This window comes from Streptomyces sp. NPDC045701 (assembly GCF_056432045.1).
In genome coordinates this window covers 162,566-187,851 of sequence record NZ_JBWKJV010000008.1, presented here as the reverse complement: position 1 = coordinate 187,851, position 25,286 = coordinate 162,566, and the positions used below count along the sequence as shown (strand labels likewise).

The 25,286-nt window shown below is 73.1% G+C and carries 19 protein-coding genes and 2 pseudogenes; 10 read left to right on the top strand and 11 right to left on the bottom strand.

All coding sequences use genetic code 11. The annotated features are described in order from the left end of the window. Positions 1-112 precede the first annotated feature (112 nt). A complete protein-coding gene (locus AC07DW_RS12665; protein WP_478857639.1) occupies positions 113-1,432 on the top strand; it encodes a streptophobe family protein in 1,320 nt (439 codons plus the stop codon). A 15-nt stretch (positions 1,433-1,447) separates the two neighbouring features. On the opposite strand, the pseudogene AC07DW_RS12660 reads toward AC07DW_RS12665, so the two are convergent. Continuing rightward, a pseudogene (locus tag AC07DW_RS12660) lies at positions 1,448-2,039 on the bottom strand (transposase). Between the two features lie 7 nt (positions 2,040-2,046). On the opposite strand from AC07DW_RS12660, the gene AC07DW_RS12655 reads away from it, so the two are divergent. After that, positions 2,047-2,592: a hypothetical protein gene (locus AC07DW_RS12655; protein ID WP_399431340.1), complete on the top strand. Its 546-nt coding sequence runs from the start codon at positions 2,047-2,049 to the stop codon at positions 2,590-2,592. A 63-nt stretch (positions 2,593-2,655) separates the two neighbouring features. Here the strand turns inward: AC07DW_RS12655 and AC07DW_RS12650 are convergent, their stop codons facing one another. From AC07DW_RS12650 to AC07DW_RS12630, 5 genes are all read right to left on the bottom strand, one after another. Continuing rightward, on the bottom strand, positions 2,656-3,609 hold the full coding sequence (locus AC07DW_RS12650) for a serine/threonine-protein kinase (protein ID WP_478857638.1): 954 nt from the start codon (positions 3,607-3,609) through the stop codon (positions 2,656-2,658). After that, positions 3,609-4,478 (bottom strand): hypothetical protein, encoded by an 870-nt coding sequence (locus AC07DW_RS12645; protein ID WP_478857637.1) that lies wholly within the window; start codon positions 4,476-4,478, stop codon positions 3,609-3,611. Before AC07DW_RS12645 ends, AC07DW_RS12650 begins: the two co-directional genes overlap by 1 nt. A 9-nt stretch (positions 4,479-4,487) precedes the next feature. Continuing rightward, positions 4,488-6,911, bottom strand: coding sequence for an FHA domain-containing protein (locus AC07DW_RS12640; protein ID WP_478857636.1), 2,424 nt, complete (start codon positions 6,909-6,911; stop codon positions 4,488-4,490). Positions 6,912-7,122: 211 nt separating this feature from the next. Further along, positions 7,123-8,067 (bottom strand): reprolysin-like metallopeptidase, encoded by a 945-nt coding sequence (locus tag AC07DW_RS12635; RefSeq protein ID WP_478857635.1) that lies wholly within the window; start codon positions 8,065-8,067, stop codon positions 7,123-7,125. 152 nt (positions 8,068-8,219) lie between these two features. Continuing rightward, positions 8,220-8,783 (bottom strand): TetR/AcrR family transcriptional regulator, encoded by a 564-nt coding sequence (locus AC07DW_RS12630; RefSeq protein ID WP_478857634.1) that lies wholly within the window; start codon positions 8,781-8,783, stop codon positions 8,220-8,222. Positions 8,784-8,874: 91 nt separating this feature from the next. Here AC07DW_RS12630 and AC07DW_RS12625 point away from each other — a divergent pair, with 91 nt between their 5' ends. The 3 genes from AC07DW_RS12625 to AC07DW_RS12615 all read left to right on the top strand — a co-directional run bounded on the left by AC07DW_RS12625 (position 8,875) and on the right by AC07DW_RS12615 (position 11,458). Next, positions 8,875-9,285: a nuclear transport factor 2 family protein gene (locus tag AC07DW_RS12625; RefSeq protein ID WP_478857633.1), complete on the top strand. Its 411-nt coding sequence runs from the start codon at positions 8,875-8,877 to the stop codon at positions 9,283-9,285. Between the two features lie 107 nt (positions 9,286-9,392). Continuing rightward, the gene (locus AC07DW_RS12620) at positions 9,393-10,280 is read left to right on the top strand and encodes an SDR family oxidoreductase (protein ID WP_478857632.1); all 888 of its coding nucleotides are present in this window, start codon (positions 9,393-9,395) and stop codon (positions 10,278-10,280) included. Continuing rightward, positions 10,277-11,458 carry an FUSC family protein gene (locus AC07DW_RS12615; protein WP_478857631.1) on the top strand — a complete coding sequence of 394 codons (1,182 nt, stop codon included), beginning with the start codon at positions 10,277-10,279 and terminating at the stop codon, positions 11,456-11,458. Before AC07DW_RS12620 ends, AC07DW_RS12615 begins: the two co-directional genes overlap by 4 nt. Before the next feature lie 50 nt (positions 11,459-11,508). Here the strand turns inward: AC07DW_RS12615 and AC07DW_RS12610 are convergent, their stop codons facing one another. Further along, on the bottom strand, positions 11,509-12,537 hold the full coding sequence (locus AC07DW_RS12610; protein WP_478857630.1) for a YihY/virulence factor BrkB family protein: 1,029 nt from the start codon (positions 12,535-12,537) through the stop codon (positions 11,509-11,511). 123 nt (positions 12,538-12,660) lie between these two features. Here AC07DW_RS12610 and AC07DW_RS12605 point away from each other — a divergent pair, with 123 nt between their 5' ends. From AC07DW_RS12605 to AC07DW_RS12595, 3 genes and pseudogenes are all read left to right on the top strand, one after another. Then, entirely contained in the window at positions 12,661-14,067 is a 1,407-nt protein-coding gene (locus AC07DW_RS12605) for an NADP-dependent succinic semialdehyde dehydrogenase (RefSeq protein ID WP_478857629.1), read from the top strand. Between the two features lie 208 nt (positions 14,068-14,275). After that, positions 14,276-14,472, top strand: a pseudogene (locus AC07DW_RS12600) (Tn3 family transposase); the annotation flags it as partial. A gap of 200 nt (positions 14,473-14,672) precedes the next feature. Continuing rightward, positions 14,673-15,296, top strand: coding sequence for a hypothetical protein (locus AC07DW_RS12595; protein ID WP_478857716.1), 624 nt, complete (start codon positions 14,673-14,675; stop codon positions 15,294-15,296). Positions 15,297-15,674: 378 nt separating this feature from the next. Here the strand turns inward: AC07DW_RS12595 and AC07DW_RS12590 are convergent, their stop codons facing one another. Continuing rightward, on the bottom strand, positions 15,675-16,658 hold the full coding sequence (locus AC07DW_RS12590; RefSeq protein ID WP_478857628.1) for a glutathione S-transferase family protein: 984 nt from the start codon (positions 16,656-16,658) through the stop codon (positions 15,675-15,677). 88 nt (positions 16,659-16,746) lie between these two features. Beyond that, a complete protein-coding gene (locus tag AC07DW_RS12585; RefSeq protein WP_478857627.1) occupies positions 16,747-17,577 on the bottom strand; it encodes an MmyB family transcriptional regulator in 831 nt (276 codons plus the stop codon). A 199-nt stretch (positions 17,578-17,776) separates the two neighbouring features. Here AC07DW_RS12585 and AC07DW_RS12580 point away from each other — a divergent pair, with 199 nt between their 5' ends. Next, positions 17,777-18,829 carry a hypothetical protein gene (locus AC07DW_RS12580; RefSeq protein WP_478857626.1) on the top strand — a complete coding sequence of 351 codons (1,053 nt, stop codon included), beginning with the start codon at positions 17,777-17,779 and terminating at the stop codon, positions 18,827-18,829. 465 nt (positions 18,830-19,294) lie between these two features. On the opposite strand, the gene AC07DW_RS12575 is transcribed toward AC07DW_RS12580, so the two are convergent. Then, complete coding sequence (locus AC07DW_RS12575) at positions 19,295-20,317, bottom strand: PHP domain-containing protein (protein WP_478857709.1); 1,023 nt, start codon at positions 20,315-20,317, stop codon at positions 19,295-19,297. Next, positions 20,317-22,392, bottom strand: a complete 2,076-nt coding sequence (locus AC07DW_RS12570) for a SpoIIE family protein phosphatase (protein ID WP_478857625.1) — start codon at positions 22,390-22,392, stop codon at positions 20,317-20,319. Before AC07DW_RS12570 ends, AC07DW_RS12575 begins: the two co-directional genes overlap by 1 nt. Positions 22,393-22,621: 229 nt before the next feature. Between AC07DW_RS12570 and AC07DW_RS12565 the strand changes: the two genes are divergently transcribed. Continuing rightward, positions 22,622-25,153, top strand: a complete 2,532-nt coding sequence (locus AC07DW_RS12565) for an alpha-L-arabinofuranosidase C-terminal domain-containing protein (RefSeq protein WP_478857624.1) — start codon at positions 22,622-22,624, stop codon at positions 25,151-25,153. Positions 25,154-25,286 lie beyond the last annotated feature (133 nt).

Genomic DNA, 25,286 nt, shown 5'->3' with positions numbered 1-25,286 from the left:
GCCCATTGTGTGCTTCCGGCGGGTGCCTCCCGCAAGCGGAGGGCGCCCGCCCGGTGCCACGCCGCACCCGCGTCCGCAGGCGGTTGTCCGGTGACGCGCTTACCGTGGCAGCGTGATCCGTCAGGGACCCCACGCACCGAACCCCGCCCCGCCCTCCCCGGCCGGCGGCGGCCACAGCGCCGTGCGCGCCTGGGGCGACGCCCTCGTCACCGTGTTCGCCTCGCTGGTCGCCATGGCCGTCGTGGCCGCTTTGGGCCTGTGGGCGGCGGGCGCCGCCGACCTGCCGGGCGGCGCGTTCCCGCGCGTCGTCGCCGCCGTCGTGGTCATCGCCGCGGGCGGCTCGGTGGACGTCTCCGGCCAGGCCGGGGGGCTCGCCAACACGGACGCGGAACTCACCCTCATGCCACTGTCCGTCACCCTCACGGGCGCGCTGGTGGCCGGCTGGTCCTTCCTGCGCCCGCTGCGGCACCGCGCCGTGGCCAGCACCGGCGAGCTCCTCGCCCGGGTCGCCCGTACCGCCGTCCTGTGGCTGGCCGGGCTGGCCGCCCTGACCGCGCTGGCACGGCACACCTTCTCCGTCGTGCCTCCGGACTCGCCCGTCGACATCATCGGCGGCCTGCTCGACGCGACGCCCACCGTCGGCTTCCGCGCCGGTTTCGGCCCCACCCTGCTGTTCGGCCTCCTCTGGCTGCTCGGCGTCCTCGCCATGGCCCTGCTCGTCTCCCGCCGCGCCCCGCTCCCCGCCCGGCTGCTCCGCTACCAGGAGCCGGTCCGCCCGGCCGCCTTCGCGATGCTGCTGCTGCTCCTCGCCTACGTCGCCATCGGCCTGATCGCCGGCCTGATCGTGGCGGCGACCCGAGGGCACACCGCCGAGACGTTCGCCGTCATCCTGCTGGGCCTGCCCAACGTCGCCTGGCTGGCCCTGGGCCTGGGTATCGGCGCGTCCTGGCAGGGCAGGGTGGAGGGCCCGTTCGGCCTGCCCATGCCACAGGTCCTGGACGCGGCGCTGCGCGGCCCGGAGGACACCACCCTGGACGTGGCCGCCCTCGCCCAGCACGACGGGCGGGCCTGGTGGCTCGTGCCGGTCGCCGCCGTACTGCTGCTGGCCGCAGCGTTCGCCATGGCGGTACGCTCACCGGCCGGCACCCGGCTCTGGCAGTACGCCCTCCACTTCGGCGTCGCCTTCGCGCTCACCATGCTCGCCGTCGCCCCCGTCACCCGGGTCGTCGCCCGGCTGGGCCTGTCGATCCTGGGGATCGTGGAGGTCGACGACCTGGGCGGCCAGGTGGCGCTGCACCCGCGCCTGTGGACCGCCGTCGGGCTCGCCCTGCTGTGGGGCCTGGTCCTCGGCGCCCTCGGCGGACTGCTGGCCTCGCGCGTACGCCGGCGCGGAGCGGCCCCCGCACGGCCCGGCCCCCCGGCCGTGACCTGAGCCGTTTCGTTGGGATCACGTGGCGGACCAGAGGAAGATGCCCGCGATGTGCAGTCCTGTCAGGTAGATGGCCGCCGTCTTCTCTTAGCGGGTGGCGATACCGCGCCACTGCTTCAAGCGGTTGATACATCGCTCGACCGTGTTGCGCTGCTTGTAGGCCTCGCGGTCGAAGGCGGGTGGCATCCCGCCCTTGCTGCCTCGGCGCAGCCGGTGGCCCCCTGGTCCGCCGGTACGGGGATCACCGCCCGGATACCGCGCCTGCGTAGGTGGTCACGGATGGCGTGTCTACCCGGTTCAGGTCCTCGTCAGCGTCGGCCTGGGCCATGACTGCGGTGAAGACGCGCTCCCAGGTGCCGTCGACGGCCCACATGCGAAGCCGGTTGTAGACACCCCTCCAGTTGCCGTACTTCTCGGGCAGGTGGACCCACTGACATCCCGTCTGGAACTTCCAAGCGATCGCATCGAGCACCTCACGGTGGTCCCGCCACCGGCCACCCCGCCTCGGTGTCCGGTCCGGGAGCAAAGGCTCAATCCGCGCCCACCGCGCGTCAGTCAACGGCATAGCGAGACCAACGATCAGATGATCCGAAAGAAGCGGGCCTACCATCCTCTCCATGGGCACAGTGATCTTGACCGTGAGTCTGGCCTTCGCCGGCTACTTGACGACGTACCTCAATGGGCTGAGGCTCGCGCAGAGACAGGCCCGGCTCGCCCGAGTGAACCAGCAGTTGAGCGACTTCTACGGCCCACTCTTCGCGCTCATGGAGGCCAACAGACGTGCCTATGAAGCGTTTTGCGAGAGATATGCCCGCCCCGACGGGGTCCATCCCTTCGACCACGACGTTCCCCCCACCGAGGAGGAGCTCGCCGAGTGGCGCACCTGGGCCACGACTGTATTCCTGCCCAACATCCAGAAGATGCGCGACGTGGTCGTCACCAAGGCCGACCTTCTCATCGAGGAGGAGGTGCCGCCTGTCCTGCTCGAACTGTGCGCCCACGTCTCCGGCTACGAGATCACCGCGGCGCGCTGGGCACGTGGCGAGTTCGGCGAATACAAGTCCGTCATCCAGTTCCCGGGGCCTGGGCTGAAGGAGTACACCACCACCCGCTTTGCACGACTCAAGAAGGAGCAGGCTGCCCTTCTCGGCCGGCGCCGGTGAAGTCCGACGAGGACCGGCCGGTACATCCCGGAGATCCGGTGATCCGAAAGAAGCGGCCTAGCCTCACAGCTCCCGGAACACCGGCAGTGCCCAGGCGGGAGGGGCGGGCGGCGGCTTCGTGGCGCCGGCGCCGCCCTCCAGCGCGGCCCGCAGCTCGGCCACGAACTGCAGGCACGTGTCGTACCGTTCCCCCGGGGTCTTCGCGAGCGCCTTGCCCAGCACCGCGTCGACCGCGGCCGGCAGCCCCCGGCGCTCCTCGGTCAACGGGGGCGGCGGATCGTACTGGTGGGCCCAGAGCAGCGCCATGTCGTCGTCCCGCCGGAACGGCGGCACCCCGGCCAGCGTCTCGTACACCACGCAGCCCAGGCTGTACACGTCGCACCGGCCGTCCACCGGACGCCCCGAGATCTGCTCCGGCGCCACGTAGTCGAGCGTCCCGACGAACTGGCCCACACTGGTGAACCCCGTCAGGGACAAAGACTTCTTCGTCAGACCGAAGTCCGTGAGGTACACGTGCTCGGGGTGCTCGCTGTCGGTGCCCGGCGCGACCAGAATGTTGCCCGGCTTGACGTCCCGGTGCACCAGGTCGTGCGCGTGCGCCGCGTCCAGTGCCGACGCCACCTGCGCGGCGATCCGCCCCGCCTGCTCGGGCGGCAGCGGCCCCACCCGGTCCAGCAGCGCCCGCAGGTCCTGCCCGGCGACGTACCGCATGGCGATGTACAGCACGCCCTCCGTCTCGCCCGCCTCGAACACCGGGACGATGTGAGGGTGGTCGATCGCGGCGGCCACCCGGGACTCGTGCGCGAACCGCTTGCGGAAGGTGTCGTTGCGGGCCAGCTCGGGAGCGAGGAGCTTCAACGCCACCGCGCGGTCCAGCCGCAGGTCGAGCGCCCGGTACACCACCGCCATGCCGCCCCGCCCGATCTCGCTCTCCACCCGGTAGTCCGCGATCTGCTTGCCGACCAGTCCGGACGGCCGCCCGGCGGGCAGGTCGTCGCGGGTGATCCGGTCCGCCATCACCCCTCACCCGTCCGGTCCGGCGGACCGTCCGCGTCGTCGTCCTCGGGAGGCACCTGCTCCACCACGCGTGTGGGTTCGGGGCCGGTGTCCGGTGCGGGGGAGTAGTGGTCCACGACGCGTGTGGGTTCGGGGCCGGTGTCCGGTGCGGAGGAATGGTCCACGACGCGTGTGGGTTCCGGGCCCGTGTCCGGTGCGGGGGCGTGCTCCACCACGCGCGTCGGTTCGTACTTCGCGGGCGCGGCCGGAGGCGCCGCGGCGGGGGTGCCCGGCACGGCGGACGCGCCCGCCGGGGCGGCTACCGGCGGCGGCTCCTCTCCGGTGGCCGGACCGGTCCCGGCGGCGGACGGGCCGGCCGACGTGGCGTACGTACTCAGCCGCGCGCCGTCGCAGTACAGCCACCGCTCCCGCCGCGCGTCGTACATCCACAGCGCCTCGCCGTCCACGACGAGGCCGATGCGCAGGCCCTGGGTGCGGCGCCGGAACACCTCGCCGTCCGCGCGGCCCGCCGCCAGGTCCTCCGCGGCCAGCCGGTAGCGGCTCACCGCCTCCTCGGTCCGCGCGAGCAGCGGGCGCGGGTCCGTGGCCGTACCCATCGGCCGGCCCGCCGCCGGGGGGTCGGGCGGTACGGACACCAGCAGCCGCCCGTCCACCCAGGCGGACCACCCGTTGGCGCACAGCACCCGGCCCCAGTCGCCCAGCCGCTCCAGCAGCAGGACGGGCAGGAACGGGTCCAGCGGCACGGTCGGGCGGCCCGGATCCGGCGCCTCCCAGGCGGGCAGCCCCTCGGCCGGCACGACGTGGCTGGGCCGGAAGCCGTCGTCCGGGGAGTCGTACGCGCCCGAGGGGCCGGAGCCGGGAAAGACCATCGATCGCGCCTACTTCCGCATGATCACCGGTTCGTGCCGGCGCAGCAGCCTCGCCACCAGGAACCCCAGGACGACGGAGAGGACCACCAGCATCCCCATGTCGAGCAGCCATGCCGCCACCGTGTGGTCGAACAGCGGGTCCGCCGTCTTGGCGGTCGGCGACAGTTTCCGGATGTCGACCGTCGAGCCCATCGCCCCGAACGCCCACCGGGAGGGGATGAGCCACGACAGCTGCTCCAGGACGAGCGCCCCGTGGATCTTCAGCAGGCCACCGCAGAACACCACCTGCACGATCGCGAGGAGCACCAGGAGCGGCATGGTGACCTCCTCCTTGCGCACCAGCGCCGACACGAACAGGCCCAGCATCATCGCCGTGAACGACAGCAGGGCGACGGCGAGGGTGAGCTCCACGAGCGGCGGCAGCAGCACACCCTTGCCGCCCGGGGCGTTCAGCGGGACGCCGATCAGCGCGACCAGGGACAGGACCACGGCCTGCACGACCGTGATGACGCCGAGGACCACCACCTTGGACATCAGGTACGCCGATCTGGACAGGCCGACGGCTCTCTCCCGGCGGTAGATCGTCCGCTCCTTCACCAGTTCCCGGACCGCGTTCGCCGCGCCCGTCAGCACGCCGCCGACGCACAGGATCAGCAGCACGTTCATCGTCGACTCGGGGCCGAAGCGGCCCTCGGACAGCGCCCTGGCCATCGCTCCCATCACGAACGGCAGCGCGATCATGATGGCGATGAACGTCCGGTCGGCGCTCAGCGCGGCCGTGTAGCGCCGCACGAGCGTACGCAGCTGGGCGCCCCAGCTCTGCGCCTTGGGCGGCGGCGCGGGCGGCGCCGCCGTCCCCGCGCCGTCGGGCAGCGGCGGCCGTTGCATGGCGCCCTCGATGTACTGGTGGTGCAGCCGCGAGGCGCGGTACTGCCCCGCCCAGTCGCGGTCCCGGTCGTTCTCGAACGCCTCGAACGCCTCGGGCCACTGGGTGAAGCCGAAGTAGGCCAGCGCTTCCTCGGGCGGCCCGTAGTACGCGATCCGGCCGCCCGGTGCCAGGACCAGCAGCCGGTCGCAGACGTCCAGGCTGAGCACACTGTGGGTGACCACGATGACCGTACGGCCGTCGTCGGCGAGCCCGCGCAGCATGTGCATCACCGATCGGTCCATGCCCGGGTCCAGGCCGGAGGTCGGCTCGTCCAGGAACAGCAGTGACGGCTTCGTCAGCAGCTCCAGCGCCACGCTGACCCGCTTGCGCTGTCCGCCGGACAGGCTGTGGATCGGCTGGTCGACGCGCTGCCCCAGGCCCAGCTCCTCGATGACCTCGTCGACCCGGGCCTGCCGCTCGGAGCGGGCGGTGTCCTCGGGGAAGCGCAGCTCGGCGGCGTACACCAGCGCGCGGCGCACGGTCAGCTGGAGGTGCAGGATGTCGTCCTGCGGTACGAGGCCGATGCGGCGGCGCAGCTCGGCGTAGTCCCGGTACAGGTCGCGGCCGTCGTACAGCACCGTGCCCCGGTCGGCGGGGCGCAGCCCGGTCAGCGCGTTGAGCAGCGTCGACTTGCCCGAACCGCTGGGGCCGACGACACCGAGCAGGCTTTTCTCGCCCACCGGGAAGGACACCTCGTCGATGAGGGTCTTGCGGCCCCGGTCCACCGTGACCGCCAGGTCCTGCACGTCGAGGGACACCTCACCGGTGTCGGTGAACTCCACCAGCTGGGAGCCGACGAGGCAGAAGGCCGAGTGCCCGATGCCGACGATGTCGTCGGGTGTCACCCGGGCGCGGTCGACCGGCTGGCCGTTGAGGAACGTGCCGTTGTGGCTGCCCAGGTCGTGGATCCAGTACGTGCCGTCCGGGTCGGCGAGCAGTTCGGCGTGCCGGCGGGAGACCGTCAGGTCATCGACGACCAGGTCGTTGCCGGCGCCGCGCCCGATGCGTACGGTCCGGCTCGGCAGCGGCCGTACCGAGGTCGGCTGCCGGAACGTCCCGGTGGCCGCCGGAAGCGACACCGAGGACGGCCGCGGTGCGGACGCCGGGTCCTGGGGCGCGGGCGGGGCGTGGGACAGGGACGGTGAGGGGGCGGCCGCCGGGGCCGGGCCGGGCGGCGCGGGCCGCTCGGGCGCCGACAGCATGGCGCGCGGCCCGTCGGCCGGGTGCCCGAAGCGGAGGACGCTGCCGGGGCCGACGTCCCACACGCGGACACGTCTGCCATCGGCGAAGGTTCCGTTGGTACTGCCCTCGTCCTGAACGGTCCACCGTCCCTCCTCGGGACGCAGCACCGCGTGGTGCCAGGAGATGCGGGCGTCGGTGATCACGATGTCGCTCTCCGGGTCGCGCCCGATGTGGTACTCCCGACTCGGACTCATCACGGTGGAGTCCCCGTCGATGTCGAGGACCAGCTCGGGTGCGGTGGACGGATAAGGCCGCTTTCCCATACGGGAATTTTATCCGTTCTGGCCGATATGTGCCTGGGGCGCAGTAAGTGCCGGGTGTGCCCCTCGGCGCCGCTGCCGGGGACCGCCCCGCCGGCGCCGCTCGTCCGGGCCCCGCTCGCCCCGCCCGTCGCGTCGGGCGGCCGGTGACGCGGTGGTGTGCCGCCCCGCTGCCGCGCCCGTGGGCCACCGGCCCGGGCGGCGGAGGCGGAGGTCACCGTCCCGGGCGGCGGCGGTATTCGGCCACGATGCCCACCACGGCGTTGAAGGCGCGGACGGTGTCGGCGGGCCTCGGCCGGCCCAGCGGCGAGCCGAGCCGCTCACCCAGGTAGGTCTGCCGTGGGTTGGAGTAGCGGTTGATGCGCCGGCAGGGGCCGCCGGTCGCACGGCGACAGCCGGACTCGTACGCCTCCAGGGTCGACCACCGGCCCGAGGGCGGGAAGTAGCCGCGGGCGCTGTTCGCGCCGCGTGGGGCGGTGGCGTAGTCGTGCATGGCGCCCAGGTTGTGCGCGATCTCGTGGGCGAGCGAATGGTGCGCGAGGGCTTTCTGGGCGACCACGCTGTAACCGTGGCCGCTGGTCCTGGACGTCACGCGGCGGGGCCGGTTGGCCAGTCCGGCGGGCCCCTCGCTGCCCGTCACCACCGTGACCAGGTCGGCTCCCACGCGGTCACGCAGGCCGGGGAGGTGGTCCGCCACGCCGTCGCCGCGCCGGGCGACCGCCTTCAGCAGGTCGTCCCCGGACCGGTCCAGCCGGGCGGGCACCTTGGCCCGGACGATGCCGGTGAGCCGGAGGCGGGCGTTGACGGCCCCGGCGGCGAACGCCTGGGAGGTGGAGGTGACGGCCTGTCGGATGCGGGCCCGCAGGGTGCGCTCGCCGCCCGCCTCGCCCACGGCGCGGGCGGTGAACCCGGCCAGGATGTCGATGGTGACGATCCGCTGTCCGTGGAAGGGCCGGGGCACCCGGGTGCAGTGACGTTTCTGCTCCGTTGGCGTACGGCATGCTCCGGCCGCCTCCCGCCGTGGTGGCGCCGGTGCGGCGACCGGGAGGGCGGAAGGGCCGGAGAGGTCCGGCGGTCCGTCCTGGGCGGGAGCGCAGTCGGCCGTGCTCAGCGCGAGGGCCAGTACGGCGGCACCCCATGAGGAATGTGCGAGGCGCATCTCCATCCTTTCGCGGCGAAGAACCCAAGGGTGTCCTTGCGAGAAAGGCGGTGCCACATGCGCGGGGTGGCGCCGATTCACCGGTTCGGCCGCGCGGCCCCCGCCGGCCCCGCGCGTGTTCCGCACCGCGCCCGCCCCGCCGGCCGGCCCGGTCAGCGGCGTACCGCCGCGTCCAGCAGCGCCGCCGCCGCTTCCCGTGCCTCGCGGGCCGGTGCGGACGAACCGGTGAGGGCGGCGGTCGTCATGGCGCCCTCCGCGAGCAGGGCCACATGGCGTCCGGCCGCGGCGGGGGCGCCCGCCGCGGCCACCAGGCCGGTGACGTACCGGAGGAACTCCTCCTTGTGCCGCCGCGCGGCCCCGGCCACCTCCGGCGAGGTGGCGCCGAGTTCGCCGAAGGAGTTGACGAACGCGCAGCCGCGGAAGCCCGGTTCCTCGAACCAGCCGCGCAGCCAGTCGAAGACCGCCAGCACCCGCTCGCGCGGCGGGGCGTCCACGGAGTCCACGTACGCGGCCAGGCCGGCGCGCCAGCGGGCGTCGCGCCGCAGCAGGTACGCCTCGACCAGTGCGCCCTTGGACGGGAAGAGCTGGTACAGGCGCCGCAGGGTGACTCCGGACGCGCTGCGCACGGCGTCCATGCCGACGGCTTGGACACCCCGGCCGTAGAACAGTTCCTCGGCCGCGTCGAGGACCCGGGTCCTCGCCTCCTCGCCGTCCATCACGTCACTCCCTTGCCTGAGAACCATCGTTCTCATAAGGTACCGGACCAGGTGAGAACGATCGTTCTCGCCGTGCCGAGAGGAGCCCTCCGTGCGCCCGCCCCTGCCGCCGTTCACCGAGGAGACCGCCCGCCTGAAGGTGCGGCTCGCCCAGGACGCCTGGAACACCCGCGACCCGGAGAAGGTCGCCCTCGCCTACACCGAGGACTCCGAGTGGCGCAATCGCGACGTGTTCCTGACCGGCCGGGACGAGATCGTCGCCTTCCTCACCGACAAATGGCGGCGAGAGCTGGACTACCGGCTCCGCAAGGAGCTGTGGGCCTTCACCGGCGACCGCATCGCCGTGCGCTTCGCGTACGAGTACCACGACGCGGCCGGACAGTGGTTCCGCGCGTACGGCAACGAGAACTGGGAGTTCGACGCCAACGGCCTGATGCGCAAGCGCTACGCGAGCATCAACGACGTGCCCGTCGCCGGCCCGGCGGTCCGCGTCACCGTCTGACCGGTCGCCGGGCCGTCGTCTGATTCGCGGGGAATGGTTCGGTCCGTGAGTCTTGGGAACGCGAGAAGTCGACCCCAGACGACCGCTGACCGTACGAAAGGCGGACCATGACCGACCCCCGCGAGCCCCAGGACCCCGTCACCCGGCACCCCCGGCCGGACTTCCCGGAACAGGAGCAGCAACACCCCGGCTGGACCGGCCCGATGGACCCGCCGCCGGACCACGGAGAGGAGTCCTACCGGGGCACCGGACTGCTGCGCGACCGCGTCGCCGTCGTCACCGGGGGCGACTCCGGCATCGGGCGCGCGGTGTGCCTGGCGTACGCGCGCGAAGGCGCCGACATCGTCTTCACCCACCTCCCCGAGGAGGAGGAAGAGGCGCGCGAGACCGCGAGGCTCGTCGAGGAGGCCGGCCGCAAGGTCATCTCCACCGCCGCCGACAACCGGGACGAGGAGCAGTGCCGGGCCCTGATCCAGCGGGTCGTCGAGGAGTTCGGGCGCATCGACGTCCTGGTGAACAACGCGGCGTACCAGATGGCCCAGCCGGACGGCATCGAGGCCATCACGACCGAGCAGTTCGACCGGGTGATGAAGACCAACCTGTACGGCATGTTCTGGCTGACCAGGGCCGCGCTGCCGCACATCCCCCGGGGCGGCTCCGTCATCAACACCACGTCCGTGCAGGCCTACAAGCCGAGTCCGCCGCTGCTCGACTACGCCATGACGAAGGCGGCCATCGTCAACTTCACCCACAGCATGGCGCAGCTGGTCGCCGAGCGCGGCATCCGGGTGAACGCGGTGGCCCCAGGACCGGTCTGGACGCCGCTCATCCCGGCGACGATGCCCGAGACGGCCGAGTTCGGGAAGCAGTCGCCGCTCGGACGCCCCGCCCAGCCGGCGGAGATGGCGCCGGCGTACGTCTTCCTCGCCTCATCGGGCGCGAGTTACATCACCGGGGAGGTCGTCAACGCCACCGGCGGCACCCCGCTGCCGTGAACCCGGCGGCCCGCGCGCGCGAGCTGTGGCACCGGGCCGGCTGGGAGGCCGCCGCCGTCGGCGGGTCCGTACGCCGGGCCCTCACCGGCCCGGGCCCGGAGCGGGACCTGGCCGTCCAGGCGATCAAGGCCGCCGGGGCCGCGATCCTCGCCTGGGCGGTGGCCGGCTGGTGGTGGCAGGCACCGCTCGCGCTCATGGCGCCCTGGACGGCGGTCGCCCTCGTACAGAGCACCGTCTACCGCTCCGTGCAGACCGGCGTCCAGCAGGTGGTCCTCATCGCCGCCGGTACCGTGCTGGCGGCCGGCGCCGCCGGGCTGACCGGCGGCAACACCATGGCGGCCATGGCGATCGTGCTGCCCCTGACCGCGCTGCTCGGCAACTACTCCCGCTTCGACGGCCAGGGGGTCTACGCCTCCACCACGGCGCTGTTCGTGCTGGTGTACGGCTCGTTCAGCGGGTTCAGCATCCTGCACCGGCTGCTGGAGACGCTCCTCGGCGCGGCCATCGGCATCGGCGTCAACGCGCTGGTCCTGCCACCGGTGCACCTGCGGCACGCCCATGAGTCGCTGTGCCGGCTGCCCAGGGAGGGCGCGGAACTACTGCGGTCGATGGCCGTGGAGATGGAGCGCGGCTACGGGCGGAGCGAGGCCCAGGAGTGGCACGCCCGCGCCCGGCGGCTGCCGCAGCGGCTCGCGGACCTGCGGAACGCCCGGATGTGGACCAGGGAGAGCCTGCGCCTCAACCCGGGACGCCGCATCCGCCGGCCGGGCCCGGAGCTGCCCTCCACCCAGTGGGACGCGGCCTGGGAACGCGTCGCCGACCACCTGACCGCGCTGACCGGCATTCTCGCCGAGGCGGCGGGGGACCGCCCCCGGCTCAGGCCGCCGCCGGACGCGGTGCTCGGGGAGGTGCCGCGGTTGCTGCACGCCCTGGCGGACGTGTGCGAGGCGGACTGCGCGGCGCTGACCGGGCCCCGCGACGGGGCCGCGGACGGCCTCCGGGACGACGGCGTCCGGGACGAGGCCCTGGAGCGGGCGTGGGCGGCGCAGCGACGCCTGAAGGCCCGGCTGACCGAGCACGACGAGGAGACCGCCACCTCGGTCGGCGGCCTGGCGGCGGAGGCCCAGCGACTGCTCTACGACCTGGACGACGCCCGGCCCGTCCCGCGAGGGACCTGAGCGCCCCGGTACCCCCGGCACACCGGCCGGGGGTACCGGGGCGCCAGCCGTCAGGCCGGGCGGGAGTCGTCGCCGCGACGGCCGGAGCGCTCGTCGTGCGCGATCTCCTCGCGCATCTCCTCGGGCCACTTGCGGGTGTCCCGGGGCTCCACGTACGGCTCCTCCGACTCGGGCATGCCGCCGCTGATCGCCCGCTGCCGCGCCAGTTCCGCGTCGAGCTCCAGACCCAGCAGGATGGCCAGGTTCGACAGCCACAGCCAGATCAGGAAGGTGATGACACCGGCCAGCGTGCCGTAGGTCTTGTTGTACGAGCTGAAGTTCGCCACGTACAGCGCGAAGCCGCCCGAGGCGATCATCCACAGCAGCACGGCCAGCACGCTGCCCGGGCTCAGCCAGCGGAAGCCCTGGCCGTGGACGTTGGGCGCCCGCCAGAACAGCAGCGCGATCATCACGATCACCAGCACGATCAGCACGGGCCACTTGGCGATGTTCCACACGGTGACCGCCTCGTCACCGAGGCCGATGGCCTCGCCCGCGCGCGCCGCGAGCGGGCCGGTGAAGACCACGATCATCGCGCTCACCGCGAGCAGCACCATCAGCACCAGCGTCAGCCCGACCCGCAGCGGGGTCAGCTTCCACACCGGGCGGCCCTCCGGCAGGTCGTAGACGGCGTTCGCGGTGCGGATGAAGCCGCCCACGTAACCGGAGGCCGACCAGATCGCGCCGAGCAGGCTGATGACCGCCACCACGCCACTGGCACCCGGACTGTCCTGGAGCTGCTTCACGGCGTCCCCGAGGATGTCCCGCACCGGCCCCGGCGCCAGCTTCTGGAGGTTGTCGAGCACCGTGCGGGTCGCCGAATCCCCGATCACGCCCAGCACCGAGACCAGGACCAGCAGGGCGGGGAAGATCGAGAGGACGCTGTAGTACGTCAGGGCCGCCGCGCGGTCGGGCAGCTCGTCGTCCATGAACTCCTTGCCGGTGCGCTTGAGGACCGCCCGCCACGAGCCCGCGGACAGGTCGGTCGGCTCCTCCGGCTTCCCGGCGCCTTTTTCCTTGTCATCACCTGTGTGTGCCATACCGCCACGGGTTACCCGACAGGCCGGTCATAACCCGCCGCCGTCGCGTCGCGGACGCTCGCGTTGCGACGCCGCGACCAGCGCGGCAGGGTCGAGTCAGCGACTGCGAGGAGGAACCCGCCCATGCCCATCGCGACCGTCAACCCCGCCACCGGCGAGACGCTCAAGACCTTCGACGAGCTCACGCCCGACGGGATCGAACGGCGCGTCGCCGCCGCCGACGCGGCCTTCCGCGAGTACCGGAGGACCACGTTCGCCGACCGGGCCCGCCTGCTCGACCGCGCGGCCGGTCTGCTGGAGGCCGACCAGGACGACATCGCCCGCACGATGACCACGGAGATGGGCAAGCCCCTCACCGCCGCCCGGGCGGAGGCGGCCAAATGTGTGAAGGCCATGCGCTGGTACGCGGCCAACGCCGAGCGGCTCCTCGCCGACGAGCAGCCCCCGGACGCCGACGTCCGGGACGCCGGAGCGGTCCACGCGCGCGTGCACTACCGCCCACTGGGCCCGGTCCTGGCCGTCATGCCATGGAACTTCCCGCTCTGGCAGGTCGTCCGCTTCGCCGCGCCCGCGCTGATGGCGGGCAACGTCGGGCTTCTCAAGCACGCGTCGAACGTTCCGCAGACCGCGCTCTACCTGGAGGACCTCTTCCGCCGCGCCGGCTACCCCGAGGGCTGCTTCCAGACCCTGCTCGTCGGCTCCCGCGCCGTCGAGGGCATCCTGCGCGACGACCGGGTGGCCGCCGCCACCCTCACCGGCAGCGAACCGGCCGGACGTTCCGTCGCCGCCATCGCCGGCGACGAGATCAAGAAGACCGTCCTGGAGCTCGGCGGCAGCGATCCGTACGTGGTGATGCCGTCGGCGGACGTCGAGAAGGCCGCCGAGGTCGCCGTCACCGCCCGCGCCCAGAACAACGGCCAGTCGTGCATCGCCGCCAAGCGCTTCATCGTCCACACGGACGTGTACGACGCCTTCACGGAACGCTTCACCGCCGGCATGGCCGCGCTGACCGTCGGTGACCCGATGGACGAGTCCACCGACGTCGGACCGCTGGCCAGCGAGGCCGGGCGCGACGGGCTCCAGGAACTCGTCGACGACGCCGTGGGCCGGGGCGCGACCGTCCTGTGCGGCGGCGGCCGGCCCGGGAACCTGCCGCGGGGCATGGAGCGCGGCTGGTTCTACGAGCCGACCGTGCTGACCGGGATCACGCCCGGCATGCGGATCCACCAGGAGGAGACCTTCGGGCCGGTCGCCACGCTCTACCGGGTGGCCGACCTGGACGAGGCGGTGAAGGTCGCCAACGACACGTACTTCGGGCTCAGCTCCAACGTCTGGACGCGCGACGACGAGGACGTGCGGAGGTTCGTCCGGGACCTGGAAGCGGGCGGTGTGTTCGTCAACGGGATGACCGCCTCGCACCCCGCGCTGCCGTTCGGCGGGGTCAAGCGCTCCGGGTACGGGCGGGAGCTCTCCGGGCACGGCATCAAGGAGTTCTGCAACGCCACCACCGTGTGGCGGGCCGCGTCCTAGTGCTGCAACGGTGCTTGTCGTGACCGTATGAGCGGACCGGGCCGCAAACGACGGCAAACACAACCCTGGAACTGGTCAGCGATCAGCACCAGCACCGTTGCAGTACGGCGAGGCGGGCCCGCTCGGGGTGGGGGCCGCGGTAGCGGTCGGCGGCGGTGCGCGGCGCGTGGGTCTGGACGGGGCTGAGTCGCTCGCGGGGCGTCGGCGGGACGGGTCGAAGGTCGCCGGTTCCCTGGTCACCAACCAGGTCCGTGCCCACGACCTGCTGCGGATGTCCGGGCGTGAGGGCCGCCCCACCCCGCTGGGTGCGGCGTTCGCCGAGTTACGGGCGGATCGCCGAGACCGGGTGCGGTCGACCCGGTCGACGACACCTCCAGCCGTCAGATGGACCGCCGGCTCACCATGCCCGGTCGCGCGGTTCACGTCCTGCTTTTTCGAGGATACGTGCATACGAAACAAATGTACTTAAAGCCATTTTTTGGGTATCTAGTTCATTTGCAGCCATTGGATCATTCGGTTCAACGCGGGGCGGCCCGCTACGGCCTACGTTGCTGGTGTGTCGGCCGGAGAGCATCTCCGGTCGCGCAAATCGAGAGGTCGTCCTCATGCGCTTCACGCGCACTCCTGCTGTCCCCCGGACCCTCCTGGTCGCCGCGATCGCCGTCGTCAGCCTCAGCGCCCCCGCCCTCGCCTCGGCAACCCCCCGTGCCGAGGTGGGCAGCATCGGGACTCAGGCCGGCTTCGGCATCGTCGGCTTCCCCGGCCTCAACGGCCTCAACGGAATAGGGATCAGTGGCGGCCTCGGCGGCCTGGGCGGAACCGGCGGCGCTGCCGGCGCCAACGGCAATGGCGGTAACGGCGGCAACGGCGGTAACGCGTACGGCAGCGCGAGTGTCGGCGGCAAGGGGGGCACCGGCGGCGCCGGGGGTGCCAACGGCAACGGCGGCAACGGCGGCTACGGCGGAGTGGCCAAGCTCGGCGGCACCGGCGGCAAGGGCGGCGTGGGCGGCGTCGGCGACGCCGGGGCCGGCATCCCCGGCGGCAAGGGCGGCAACGGCGGCGCCTCCACGGTCGGTGGCGGCCACACGGGCGGAACCGGCGGCGCCGGCGGCGCCGCGAGCCCGGTGTGTCCCGGCAAGCCCGGCGGCAACGGCACCGCCGCCACGTTCACCGCGGACGGCCTCACCGGCGCCACCGGCGCTGCCGGCAAAACCACCCTCCCCTGCTGAGCGGTAAAAGAGAACCAGGCCCCCGCCCGTCCCCCTCACGGGGTACGGGCGGGGGTACGGCCCTGGATTGAGCCAGACCCGGGACAGCGCAGCGTCCCCTCCGCCCGCGTCCGCATGCGCCAGTCCCATCGCGGGCCTCGCTTCCCGCACAGTTCGGCGCTCCCGGCGAGTGCCGCCCTGGTTGGGGGCGTATGCGCCATCCGACTTCTCGTGATCGACCGCACGTGTCGGGCGGGCAGGACAGCCGCGGCCCGTGGGTGGCGCTGCACACCGAGCGCAGGCGTGGTCATGACTGGGCGTGGACACCTGCCGGCGCTCCCCGGCACCGAGTTCGACCCGCGGCGTCACTCCGCGGACACGCCCCGGCGGCCGGAACCGTCACAGCGGCTGGACGACCTCGGAGGACGGGGGAGGGGGCGGCGGCGTCCCGTCACCGAACGGGCGCCCGCCCAGCTCCTCCCGGTGGTGCGGGGCACACCAGCCGCGCAGGTCGGGGCCGCGCGGCACGATCCGCGTGGGGTTGATGTCCTGGTGCACCACGTAGTAGTGCCGCTTAATGTGGTCGAAGTCCACCGTGTCGCCGAAGCCGGGCGTCTGGAACAGGTCCCGGGCGTACGCCCACAGGACCGGGTCCTCGCTGAGCTTGTGGCGGTTGCACTTGAAGTGGCCGTGGTAGACGGCGTCGAACCGCACCAGCGTGGTGAACAGCCGCACGTCCGCCTCGGTGATCGTGTCGCCCACCAGGTAGCGCTGCCCGGCCAGGTGTTCCGACACCCGGTCCAGCCGGGCGAACAGCCGCGCGTACGCCGCGTCGTAGGCTTCCTGGCTCTTGGCGAACCCCGCCTTGTACACGCCGTTGTTGACGTCCTGGTAGATCCCCTCCATCCGCTCGTCGATCTCGTCCCGCAGCCCCTCCGGGTAGAGGTCGGGCGCGCCCTCGCGGTGCAGGGCCCGCCACTCGGTGGACAGGTCCAGCGTGACGCGCTGGTAGTCGTTGGTCACCAGCCGGCCGCTCGGCACGTCGACGACGGCGGGGACGCTGACGCCGCCGTCGTACGCCTCGTCCCTGGCGCGGTACGCCTCGCCGAGGAAGCGGATGCCGAGGACCGGGTCCCGGTCGTCGGGGTCGAGGGTGAAGCGCCAGCTCCGCTCGTCCTGCACGGGGTCGGCCACGGCCAGCGACAGGGCCTCCTCCAGGCCCAGCAGCCGCCGCACCACCAGGGCGCGGCTCGCCCACGGGCACGCCCGGCTGACGACGAGCCGGTAGCGGCCGGCCTCGACCGGCCACCCGTCCCTGCCGTCGGCGGTGATGCGGTCCGTGAAACGGCTCGAGGACCGTGTGAACTCGGCGGAATCGCGCACGGCGCTGCCCTTCCTCGTGACGGGAACGTGCGCTCCGGGTACCCGCCCCGGACCGGGCGACCCGCGCCGGGGGCGACCCGCCCGCCGCCTACTCCGCCTCGGTTGCGCGCAGCGACGCGGGACGCCCGCGCCGGAGGCGGGCGCCGGGGCGGAAGACCAGGATGATCAGCCGGGACCCGGGAGCCGCCAGGGGCTGGGCGGCGGACATGGTGACCCACCCGCGGCCGAGCGCGGGATGGCGCAGCGGCCGCTCGTCGCCGTCGAGGTGGCTGTAGGCGCTCGCCGACTCGTAGAGCGGCGCCGCCACCGGGTCGGCCAGGACGTCCTGCTCGATCGCGCACAGGGTCTTGTCGGACGGGTCGGCGGCCAGCGCGACCCGCAGCTGGGGCAGCACCACCGGCGCCCACGCCGTCTCCCAGTCCGCCAGCACGGTGCGGGCGTCCGGCTCGACGGTCATCCACCGCATGGCGTTGGCGGGAACCCGGCCGTGCGGGAAGAGCGCCTCGAAGGGGGCGTTGTGGGCGAGCACGTTCCAGGAGCGGTCGTTGACGTACGCCGGGTGGGAGACACCGCCGAGGATGTCCCGCCACACGCCGGGAAGCTCGTCCCCGGAGCGGAAGTCGAGCGGCCGGGGCGGGTCCTGGCCCAGGGCGTACCGCCACAGCGCGATCCACTCCTGCTCGTTCATCCGGAACAGCCGCGCCACGTCCTGGAGGAGGTCGACCGGCGGGTTCGGGTAACGCCCGGACTCCAGGCGGCCGTAGGTGTCCGGGGCGCGGTGCAGGATCTGGTCGATCTGCGCCTGCGAGAGCCCGCGCGCCCGTCTGCCCTGCCGGGTGGGGCGCGACAGGCCCTGGCTCTCCGGCGTGATCGACGCCCGGTGCTCGCTGAGCAGGAGACGCAGTGCAAGCTTGTCCATGACGCTTTCTTCCCCAAGGGGGCGGCCGCCGGTGGTGCCGTGGCCGCCGCGGTGTGCCTCGGGCCGTTCCGGGAATCCGGGAACAGAGCCGGAAGGGCCACACCGGTACGCTGGCCCGTCGTACGTCGGCGATCAAGCGTTCGCGTGGTGCGTACATGCGCACGGCGCACACACGCAGGCGTAAACGGGGGCAAGGGCCATGGACGAGGACGATTCCGCGCGCGTCGCCGCAGGGGCCGGGGAGGCCGGCGCGACCGGCGGCCGGGGCGGGTTGTCGGCGGCCGCGAAGGCGTTGTACGCCGGGATCACCCGGGGCGAATCCCTCGGCCCGGCGGACGGCGCCGCGCTGCGCGAGCTGCTGGCCTGGCGCCTGGTCGCCGTCGACCCCGACCGGCCCGAGGCGCCGATCGCCCTCGATCCGCAGGAGGCGGGCCGGCGCCGGCTCGACGAGGGGCTGCGCGAACTCGCCGCCCGGGCGGCCCGGATGGCGGCGGTACCGGACGTCGCCGACGAACTGGCCCTGCACTTCGAGCGCGCCAAGTGGCGCTCCGGCGCGGGCAGCGAGTTCCTCGCCGAACCCGAGCAGGTCGGGGCCCGCATCGGCGAGGCCGTCGGCCGGGCGGAGACGGAAGTGCTGACCGCCCAGCCGCTCGGCCCGCGCGGTGCCGACGCCCTGGAGGCCGCCCACGCCCGCGAGGTCCGCGCCCTGGCCCGGGGCGTGAGCGTGCGGACCCTGTACCGCGACGGGGAGCGGGACGACCCGGCCACCCGCGACCGGGTCAGCCGGCTGACCGCGCGCGGCGCCCGTTTCCGTACGCTCGCCGGGTCCTTCCAGAGCTGCGTCGTCGTGGACCGGCGCCAGGCGTTCATCCCCGACCACGTGGTCAACTCCAGTCCCACGCACGCTGCCTGGCACGTGATGGACCGGGCCCTGGTGGCGTTCATCGCCGAGGGCTTCGAGGACGCCTGGCGCCGCGCCGACATCTGGCACGGCGACCCCCGCCGCGCGGCGCCCGCCGGAGGGGCCGGGCTGACCCACCGGCAACGCGAGATCCTCATCGACACGGCGGCCGGGATCGACCAGCGCATCACCGCCCGGCGGCTGAGCATCGGGCTGCGCACCCTGACCAAGGAGCTCGGCGTCCTGCGGGCCCGCTGGGGCGCCCCGACGCTCGCCGCGCTCTCCTACCAATGGGCCCTGTCCGCCGAACGCCGCCGTATGACGGACGAGGCCGCCGACTCCGCGGAGTGACGATCCGGCCAGGCGGGCGTGGTGTGGAGGCCCCGCGATGGCCGAGCTTTTTCACCGAAGAAGCATCAGAAGAAATCCCCGGGGGATTGCTGCATCCTGGACGAGTTGATCGGCCCCCGTCCTTCCGGGCGCCGGCCGGTCCGCGAAACCGCTATTACGGGGGGCGTTGTCCGCGCCTCATGCCAGAAACGGGCAACGCAGGACACGGGCAGCGTGTCCTGCCGGGCATCGCGTGGATACCGCAAGGTCGAGCCAGGGCCTTTCGGGCCGCACCACCGGATCTTCGGTACGTCCCCCGTGATAGGGCGGCTTCCGGGCGCCCGATTCACGCGGCTCCGGGCCTCGGCCGTGACGCCGGCGTCGACCTGTGCCGTTGTCCGGTCCCCGTACTCGACGACGTCGAACTCGTCGTCCGGTTCGGCGAGGCGCTCGGCGAGAGGCAGCCGGGTACGGGTGTCTCGGCGGTCAGCCGCTCCGCGGGGCCTCGCGCGTACGGGTCCAGCGCAGCAGGTCCCCGGCGTGCCAGGTGTTGATCACCCGGTCGGCCGGTACGCCGCACTCCTCGGCCCGCGCACAGCCCAGCACCTGCCAGTCCAGCTGCCCCGGCGCGTGCGCGTCGGTGTCCACCGCGAAGAACACCCCCGCCTCCACGGCCTGCCGCAGCAGCCGCCGGGGCGGGTCCAGCCGCTCCGGGCGGCTGTTGATCTCCACCGCCGTACCCGAATCGGCGCACGCCGCGAAGACCCGTTCCGCGTCGAACTCCGACTCCGGACGCCTGCCGCCCACCAGCCGGCCCGTGCAGTGCCCGAGCACGTCCACCAGCGGATTGCTCACGGCCCTGACCATCCGCCGGGTCATCGCCGGGGCGTCCATCCGCAGCTTGGAGTGGACCGAGGCGACGACCACGTCCAGCCGGTCCAGCAGCTCGTCCTCCTGGTCGAGCGAGCCGTCCAGCAGGATGTCGCACTCGATGCCCGTGAGCAGCCGGAACGGCGCCCACTCCTCGTTCAGCTCCGCCACCACGTCCAGCTGCTCCCGCAGCCGTTCCGCCGACAGGCCGCGAGCCACCGTCAGCCGCGGCGAGTGGTCGGTCAGCACCGCCCACTCGTGGCCGAGGGCCGCCGCGGCCCGCCCCATGGCGTCGATCGGGCTGCCGCCGTCCGACCAGTCGGAGTGCAGGTGGCAGTCACCGCGCAGCGCCGCCCGCAGCTCCGCGCCCCGCTGCGGCGCGGCCTCCGCCTCGCCCTCCAGTTTCCGCAGGTACTCCGGTACTTCGCCGGCCAGCGCCTCCCGCACCACCTGCGCGGTCTTGGGGCCGACGCCCTTCAGCTGCTCCAGGGTCCCGGCCGCCGCCCGTTGGGCGGCCTCGCCCTCGCCGAGCGCCGACAGCGCGGCCGACGCGGTACGGAACGCCCGCACCCGGTACGTCGGCGCCAGCGACCGCTCCAGCAGGAAGGCGATCCGGTCCAGCGCCTCGACGGGATCCATCACCGGGCCCTCCTCGTCCCATCGGCCCGTGACGACGGGCCGATCTCGCACCACACCGCCTTGCCTTCGCCGCGCGGCTCCACACCCCAGCGCAGCGCCAGCGCGTCCAGGAGCAGCAGCCCCCGCCCGGAGGTGGCCGCCTCACCGGGCGTCCGCCGCCGTGGCCACGCGCTGGAACGGTCCCGCACCGTGAGGCGCACCCGGCGGACCGGTTCCGGCAGCACCTCCAGGGTCAGCACCGCACCGCCCTCCGTGTGCAGCAGCACATTGCCGAGCAGTTCACCGGTCACCAGCTCGGCGTCGTCCGCGAAGGCGCGCATGCCCCAGTCGCGCAGCGCCCGCCGCACCACCGCCCGCGCCTCCGACAGCCCCTGCGGGTCCGCCTGGTGGATGTACTGGTGGATGCGCGGCGCCCGCGGCGTACCCGGGTCCGGGCTGCGCCGGAGCACCAGCAGCGCCACGTCGTCGCCCGTCCCCCACCGGTCCCAGAACCGCTGCGACAGGTGGTCGGCCAGCGCCTCCGCGCCGGGCGGCCCGCTGCTCACCGCCGCCTCCAGGGCGTCCATGCCCTCCCCGATGTCCCTGCCCGGCTGCTCGACCAGCCCGTCGGTGCACATCACCAGCGTCTCGCCGGGCACCAGGTCCAGCCGGGTCTCCGGGAACTCCTCGTCGCCGAAGACGGACGCCACGCCCAGCGGCAGGCCCCCCGGCAGCTTCGGCCGGCCCACCCGCCCGTCGGTGTGCCGGATCAGGGGCCCCAGGTGGCCGGCCCGGACCGCCCGGACCGTGCCGGAGTCCAGGTCGACCTGGGCGTAGGTGCAGGTGGCGAACCGTTCCGTGTCGAGTTCGGCGAGGAACCGGGACGCCCGGGCGAGCACCGTGGAGGGGGCGTGGCCCTCGCCCGCGTAGGCGCGCAACGCGATCCGCAGCTGGCCCATGATGGCGGCGGCGTGCGTGTCGTGGCCCTGGACGTCGCCGACCACGACCCCCACCCGCCCGCGGGGCAGCGGGATCACGTCGTACCAGTCGCCGCCGACCTGCCGGCCGCTCCACGCCGAGTGGTACCGCACGGCGATCTCGCCGCCCTCGACCGCCGGGATGCGGCGGGGGAGCATGGTGGCCTGGAGGCCGGTGGCGAGCTCCCGCTCCTCGTCGAAGAGGATCGCCCGCTGGAGCGACTGGGCCACGATGGCGGCGAGGCCCAGTGAGAGGTTGCGCTCGTCGGCGCTGAACGCGGTGCGTCCGCGGTAGAACAGGGCCATGCCGCCCAGGGTCCTCGCCTGGGCGACCAGCGGCAGGTAGGCCGCGGCGCGGAACCGCAGCCGCCCGGCGAACGGGGCGAGCACCGGATAGTCCTTGATCAGCTCCTGGAACGAGCTGCTGAACAGGGGGCGGCCGCTGAGCACGGTCTCGGCGAGCGGCATACCGGGTTCCAGCCGTCGCATCCGCAAGTGCTCCAGGACGTCGAGGGACTCGCCGCTGAGTGCGATGACGTTGAGCGAGCCGTTCTCGACGAGGCCGAGCGCGAAGCCGTCCGCGCCGAGCCTGGCCAGGCCGCCGGGGCCGGTGAGCGCGGCCGTGACGTCGTCCACGGTCACCGCGCGGGACAGCGCCTGCGTGGTGCGCTCGACCATGTTCGTCTGCCGCTGCCTGCGCTTCTCCAGCTCCAGCACGAAGGCGGAGTGGGTGATCTCCGGGGTGGCGTCCCGGACGATGCCGACGATCCGGTGGGCCCGGCCGTCGCGGTCGCGCAGGATGCGGGCCTGGACGTGCGTCCACTGCGCCGACCCGTCGTCGAGAGGGACCTGGAAGCGTGCCGCGTACGAGGACCTGCCGCTGACCAGGGCTTCCTTGATCACGGCGTCCAGGCGGGCGCGCTCCTCCGGTTCCAGGCGGTGGACGAGTGAGGCGGGCCGGGAGTCGAAGGTGCCGGGCGCCAGACCGAACACCAGCAGGCCGGCCTCGTCGATGTCGACGGTGCCCGCGTCCAGGTCCCAGTCGAAGCTGCCCGTGCGGTTCATGGCGAGCCGCTCGGTCGGCCCGATCTCGCCGCTGTGTGCCCGGTTGTCCGTCATCCCCCTCATTGTCGAGCCGGTCACGCGGGAACGCCAAGGCGTCGGCACCTCCCGGTGGGCCGAGCGGGCCCGGCGGGGCGCACGGGCGGTGCGGTGAGGCTACCGGTGGGTAATCGGAGGCGGCCGGTCAGGAGGGTTGACGCCCCAACGGCCCCTCCCTATCTTCCTGTTCGAAGTGCTGGTCAATGTCCGATATCTCGAACAACTGAAGAACTCCAGGAGCAGACACATGGCACCCATACGGCCGAGGCTCGTCCTCGCGCTGGCGGCCCTCATGGTGGGCACGGTCATGGCCGCCCCCACCCGGGCCGACGCACCACCCCCGGCCGACTACGCGATCACCGTCACCCCGGACCGGACCGGACCGGTGATCGATCCGACCATGTACGGCGTCTTCTTCGAGGACATCAACAACGCCGCCGACGGCGGCCTGTACGCCGAACTCGTCCAGAACCGCTCCTTCGAGTTCGGCCCCGCCGACAACCGGTCCTACACCCCGCTCACCGCCTGGCAGCAGACCGCGACCGGCGGAGCCACCGGCACCCTCCAGGTCGTAGACGACGCCGAGCGCCTGCACGCACGCAACCGCAACCACCTCCGCCTCGCCCTCGCCGGCACCGGAGGCGAGGGCGCCCGCTTCGGCGTCGTCAACAGCGGTTACGGAGCCGGCCTGGCGCTCAGGGATGGCGCCCGCCACGACTTCTCCGTCTGGGCGCGCACCGACAACGCGGCGGGCACCCCCCTCACCGCCGAGCTGCGCACCGCCGACGGCACCGTCGTCTCCGCACCGCTCGGCATCACCGTGCGCGGCGACCGCTGGACCAAGTACACCGGCACGCTCACGCCCCGGACGACCATCACCGGCGGACGCCTCGCGGTCACCGCCGCCGGCAGCGGCACCCTGCGCCTCGACATGGTCTCGCTCTTCCCCCGCGACACCTACAAGGGGCGGCCCAACGGGCTCCGCAAGGACCTCGCCGAGAAGATCGCCGCCCTGAAGCCCGGCTTCCTCCGCTTCCCCGGCGGCTGCCTGGTCAACACCGGCAGCCACCAGGCGTACGAGGCCCCCAACTGGGAACGCCGCCGCTCCTACCAGTGGAAGGACACCATCGGCCCGGTCGAGCAGCGCGCCGTCAACGCCAACTTCTGGGGCTACCACCAGAGTTACGGACTCGGCTACTACGAGTACTTCCAGTTCGCCGAGGACATCGGCGCGATGCCGCTCCCCGTCGTGCCCGCCCTGGTCACCGGCTGCGGCGAGAACAGGGTCACCGACGACCCGGCGCTGCTGAAGCGGCACATCCAGGACACGCTCGACCTGATCGAGTTCGCCAACGGCCCCGTCACCTCGGAGTGGGGCCGTCAGCGGGCCGCCATGGGCCACCCGAAGCCCTTCGGCCTGACCCACCTCGGCGTGGGCAACGAGGAGAACCTGCCCGACCAGTTCTTCACCCGCTTCACCGCGTTCCGCGAGGCCATCGCGGCCAGGTACCCGGACATCACCGTCATCAGCAACAGCGGCCCCGACGACTCCGGAGGCGTCTTCGACCGCGCCTGGCAGCTGAACCGCGAAGCGGGCGTCGACATGGTCGACGAGCACTACTACAACAGCCCGCAGTGGTTCCTGGAGAACAACGACCGCTACGACTCCTACGACCGCCGGGGCCCCAAGGTCTTCCTCGGCGAGTACGCCTCGCGCGACAACCGGTTCCACAACGCCCTCTCCGAGGCCGCCTTCATGACCGGCCTGGAGCGCAACGCCGACGTCGTCGAACTCGCCTCCTACGCCCCGCTGCTCGCCGACGTGGACCACACGCAGTGGCGCCCCGACATGATCTGGTTCGACAACCAGCGCTCCTGGGGGTCCACCAGCTACGAGGTGCAGAAGCTGTTCATGAACAACACCGGCGACCGGGTCGTCCCCAGCCGGGCGACCACCACCCCCGCCGTCTCGGGACCGATCACCGGGGCCGTCGGCCTGTCCACCTGGGCGACCAGCGCCGCGTACGACGACGTGCGGGTCACCGCCGCGGACGGCACCACGCTCCTCGAGGACGACTTCTCGGCCGGTGACACCCACTGGACGCGGGCCGCCGGACGGGGCGACTGGGCGGTGCGGGACGGCGCGTTCGTCCAGACCGACGCGGCCGCCGAGGACACCCTGGTCACCGCGGGCGACCCCGGCTGGCACGACTACGACCTGCGGCTGAAGGCCACCAAGAAGTCCGGCAGGGAGGGCTTCCTCATCGCCTTCGGAGTCCGCGACACCGGCAACCACTACTGGTGGAACCTGGGCGGCTGGAACAACACCCGCTCCGCCGTCGAGGAGGCCGTCGACGGCGGCAAGGAGACGCTGACCGAGAACGGCACGACCATCGAGACGGGCCGTACGTACGACATCCACGTCAAGGTGCGGGGGCGTCAGGTCACCCTCTACCTCGACGGCCAGGAGTGGGGGCGGTTCACCGACGACAAGGCCGCCGAGCCGTTCCGGCAGGTGGTCACCCGGGACAAGGGCGACCTCGTGGTCAAGGTCGTCAACGCCCAGGCCACGCCCGCCCGCACCCGCGTCGACCTCGGCACCGCGAAGGTCGCCCCCACCGCCCGGCTCACCACCCTCACGGGGGCGCCGGACGCCGTGAACACCGCCGACGCCCGGCCGGTACGGCCCCTCGCGTCGACCCTGCGCGGGATCGCCCGGGAGTTCACGTACACCTTCCCGGCCCACTCCGTCACCTTCATGCGGATCAAGGCGGGGTAGGGCCCCGTCCCTCCGCACGGACGGGGGCGCGGGAACGGCCCGTCCGCCCGCCCGGCCGGGAAGGGCACCCCTTCCCGGCCGTACCGCTCTGGCCGCCGGCACCGCCGGGCCGTACACCGCGTCCGCGCGGCGC

Excerpts from the sequence above, each read along its gene's own strand:
- AC07DW_RS12580 (WP_478857626.1), top strand. The coding sequence starts at position 17,777 with ATGGACGAGGACGATTCCGCGCGCGTCGCCGCAGGGGCCGGGGAGGCC.
- AC07DW_RS12570 (WP_478857625.1), bottom strand. The coding sequence starts at position 22,392 with ATGACGGACAACCGGGCACACAGCGGCGAGATCGGGCCGACCGAGCGG.
- AC07DW_RS12575 (WP_478857709.1), bottom strand. The coding sequence starts at position 20,317 with ATGGATCCCGTCGAGGCGCTGGACCGGATCGCCTTCCTGCTGGAGCGG.
- AC07DW_RS12645 (WP_478857637.1), bottom strand. The coding sequence starts at position 4,478 with ATGGTCTTTCCCGGCTCCGGCCCCTCGGGCGCGTACGACTCCCCGGAC.
- AC07DW_RS12620 (WP_478857632.1), top strand. The coding sequence starts at position 9,393 with ATGACCGACCCCCGCGAGCCCCAGGACCCCGTCACCCGGCACCCCCGG.
- AC07DW_RS12635 (WP_478857635.1), bottom strand. The coding sequence starts at position 8,067 with ATGCGCCTCGCACATTCCTCATGGGGTGCCGCCGTACTGGCCCTCGCG.
- AC07DW_RS12650 (WP_478857638.1), bottom strand. The coding sequence starts at position 3,609 with ATGGCGGACCGGATCACCCGCGACGACCTGCCCGCCGGGCGGCCGTCC.
- AC07DW_RS12595 (WP_478857716.1), top strand. The coding sequence starts at position 14,673 with ATGCGCTTCACGCGCACTCCTGCTGTCCCCCGGACCCTCCTGGTCGCC.
- AC07DW_RS12640 (WP_478857636.1), bottom strand. The coding sequence starts at position 6,911 with ATGGGAAAGCGGCCTTATCCGTCCACCGCACCCGAGCTGGTCCTCGAC.
- AC07DW_RS12610 (WP_478857630.1), bottom strand. The coding sequence starts at position 12,537 with ATGGCACACACAGGTGATGACAAGGAAAAAGGCGCCGGGAAGCCGGAG.
- AC07DW_RS12655 (WP_399431340.1), top strand. The coding sequence starts at position 2,047 with ATGGGCACAGTGATCTTGACCGTGAGTCTGGCCTTCGCCGGCTACTTG.
- AC07DW_RS12630 (WP_478857634.1), bottom strand. The coding sequence starts at position 8,783 with ATGGACGGCGAGGAGGCGAGGACCCGGGTCCTCGACGCGGCCGAGGAA.
- AC07DW_RS12585 (WP_478857627.1), bottom strand. The coding sequence starts at position 17,577 with ATGGACAAGCTTGCACTGCGTCTCCTGCTCAGCGAGCACCGGGCGTCG.
- AC07DW_RS12605 (WP_478857629.1), top strand. The coding sequence starts at position 12,661 with ATGCCCATCGCGACCGTCAACCCCGCCACCGGCGAGACGCTCAAGACC.
- AC07DW_RS12565 (WP_478857624.1), top strand. The coding sequence starts at position 22,622 with ATGGCACCCATACGGCCGAGGCTCGTCCTCGCGCTGGCGGCCCTCATG.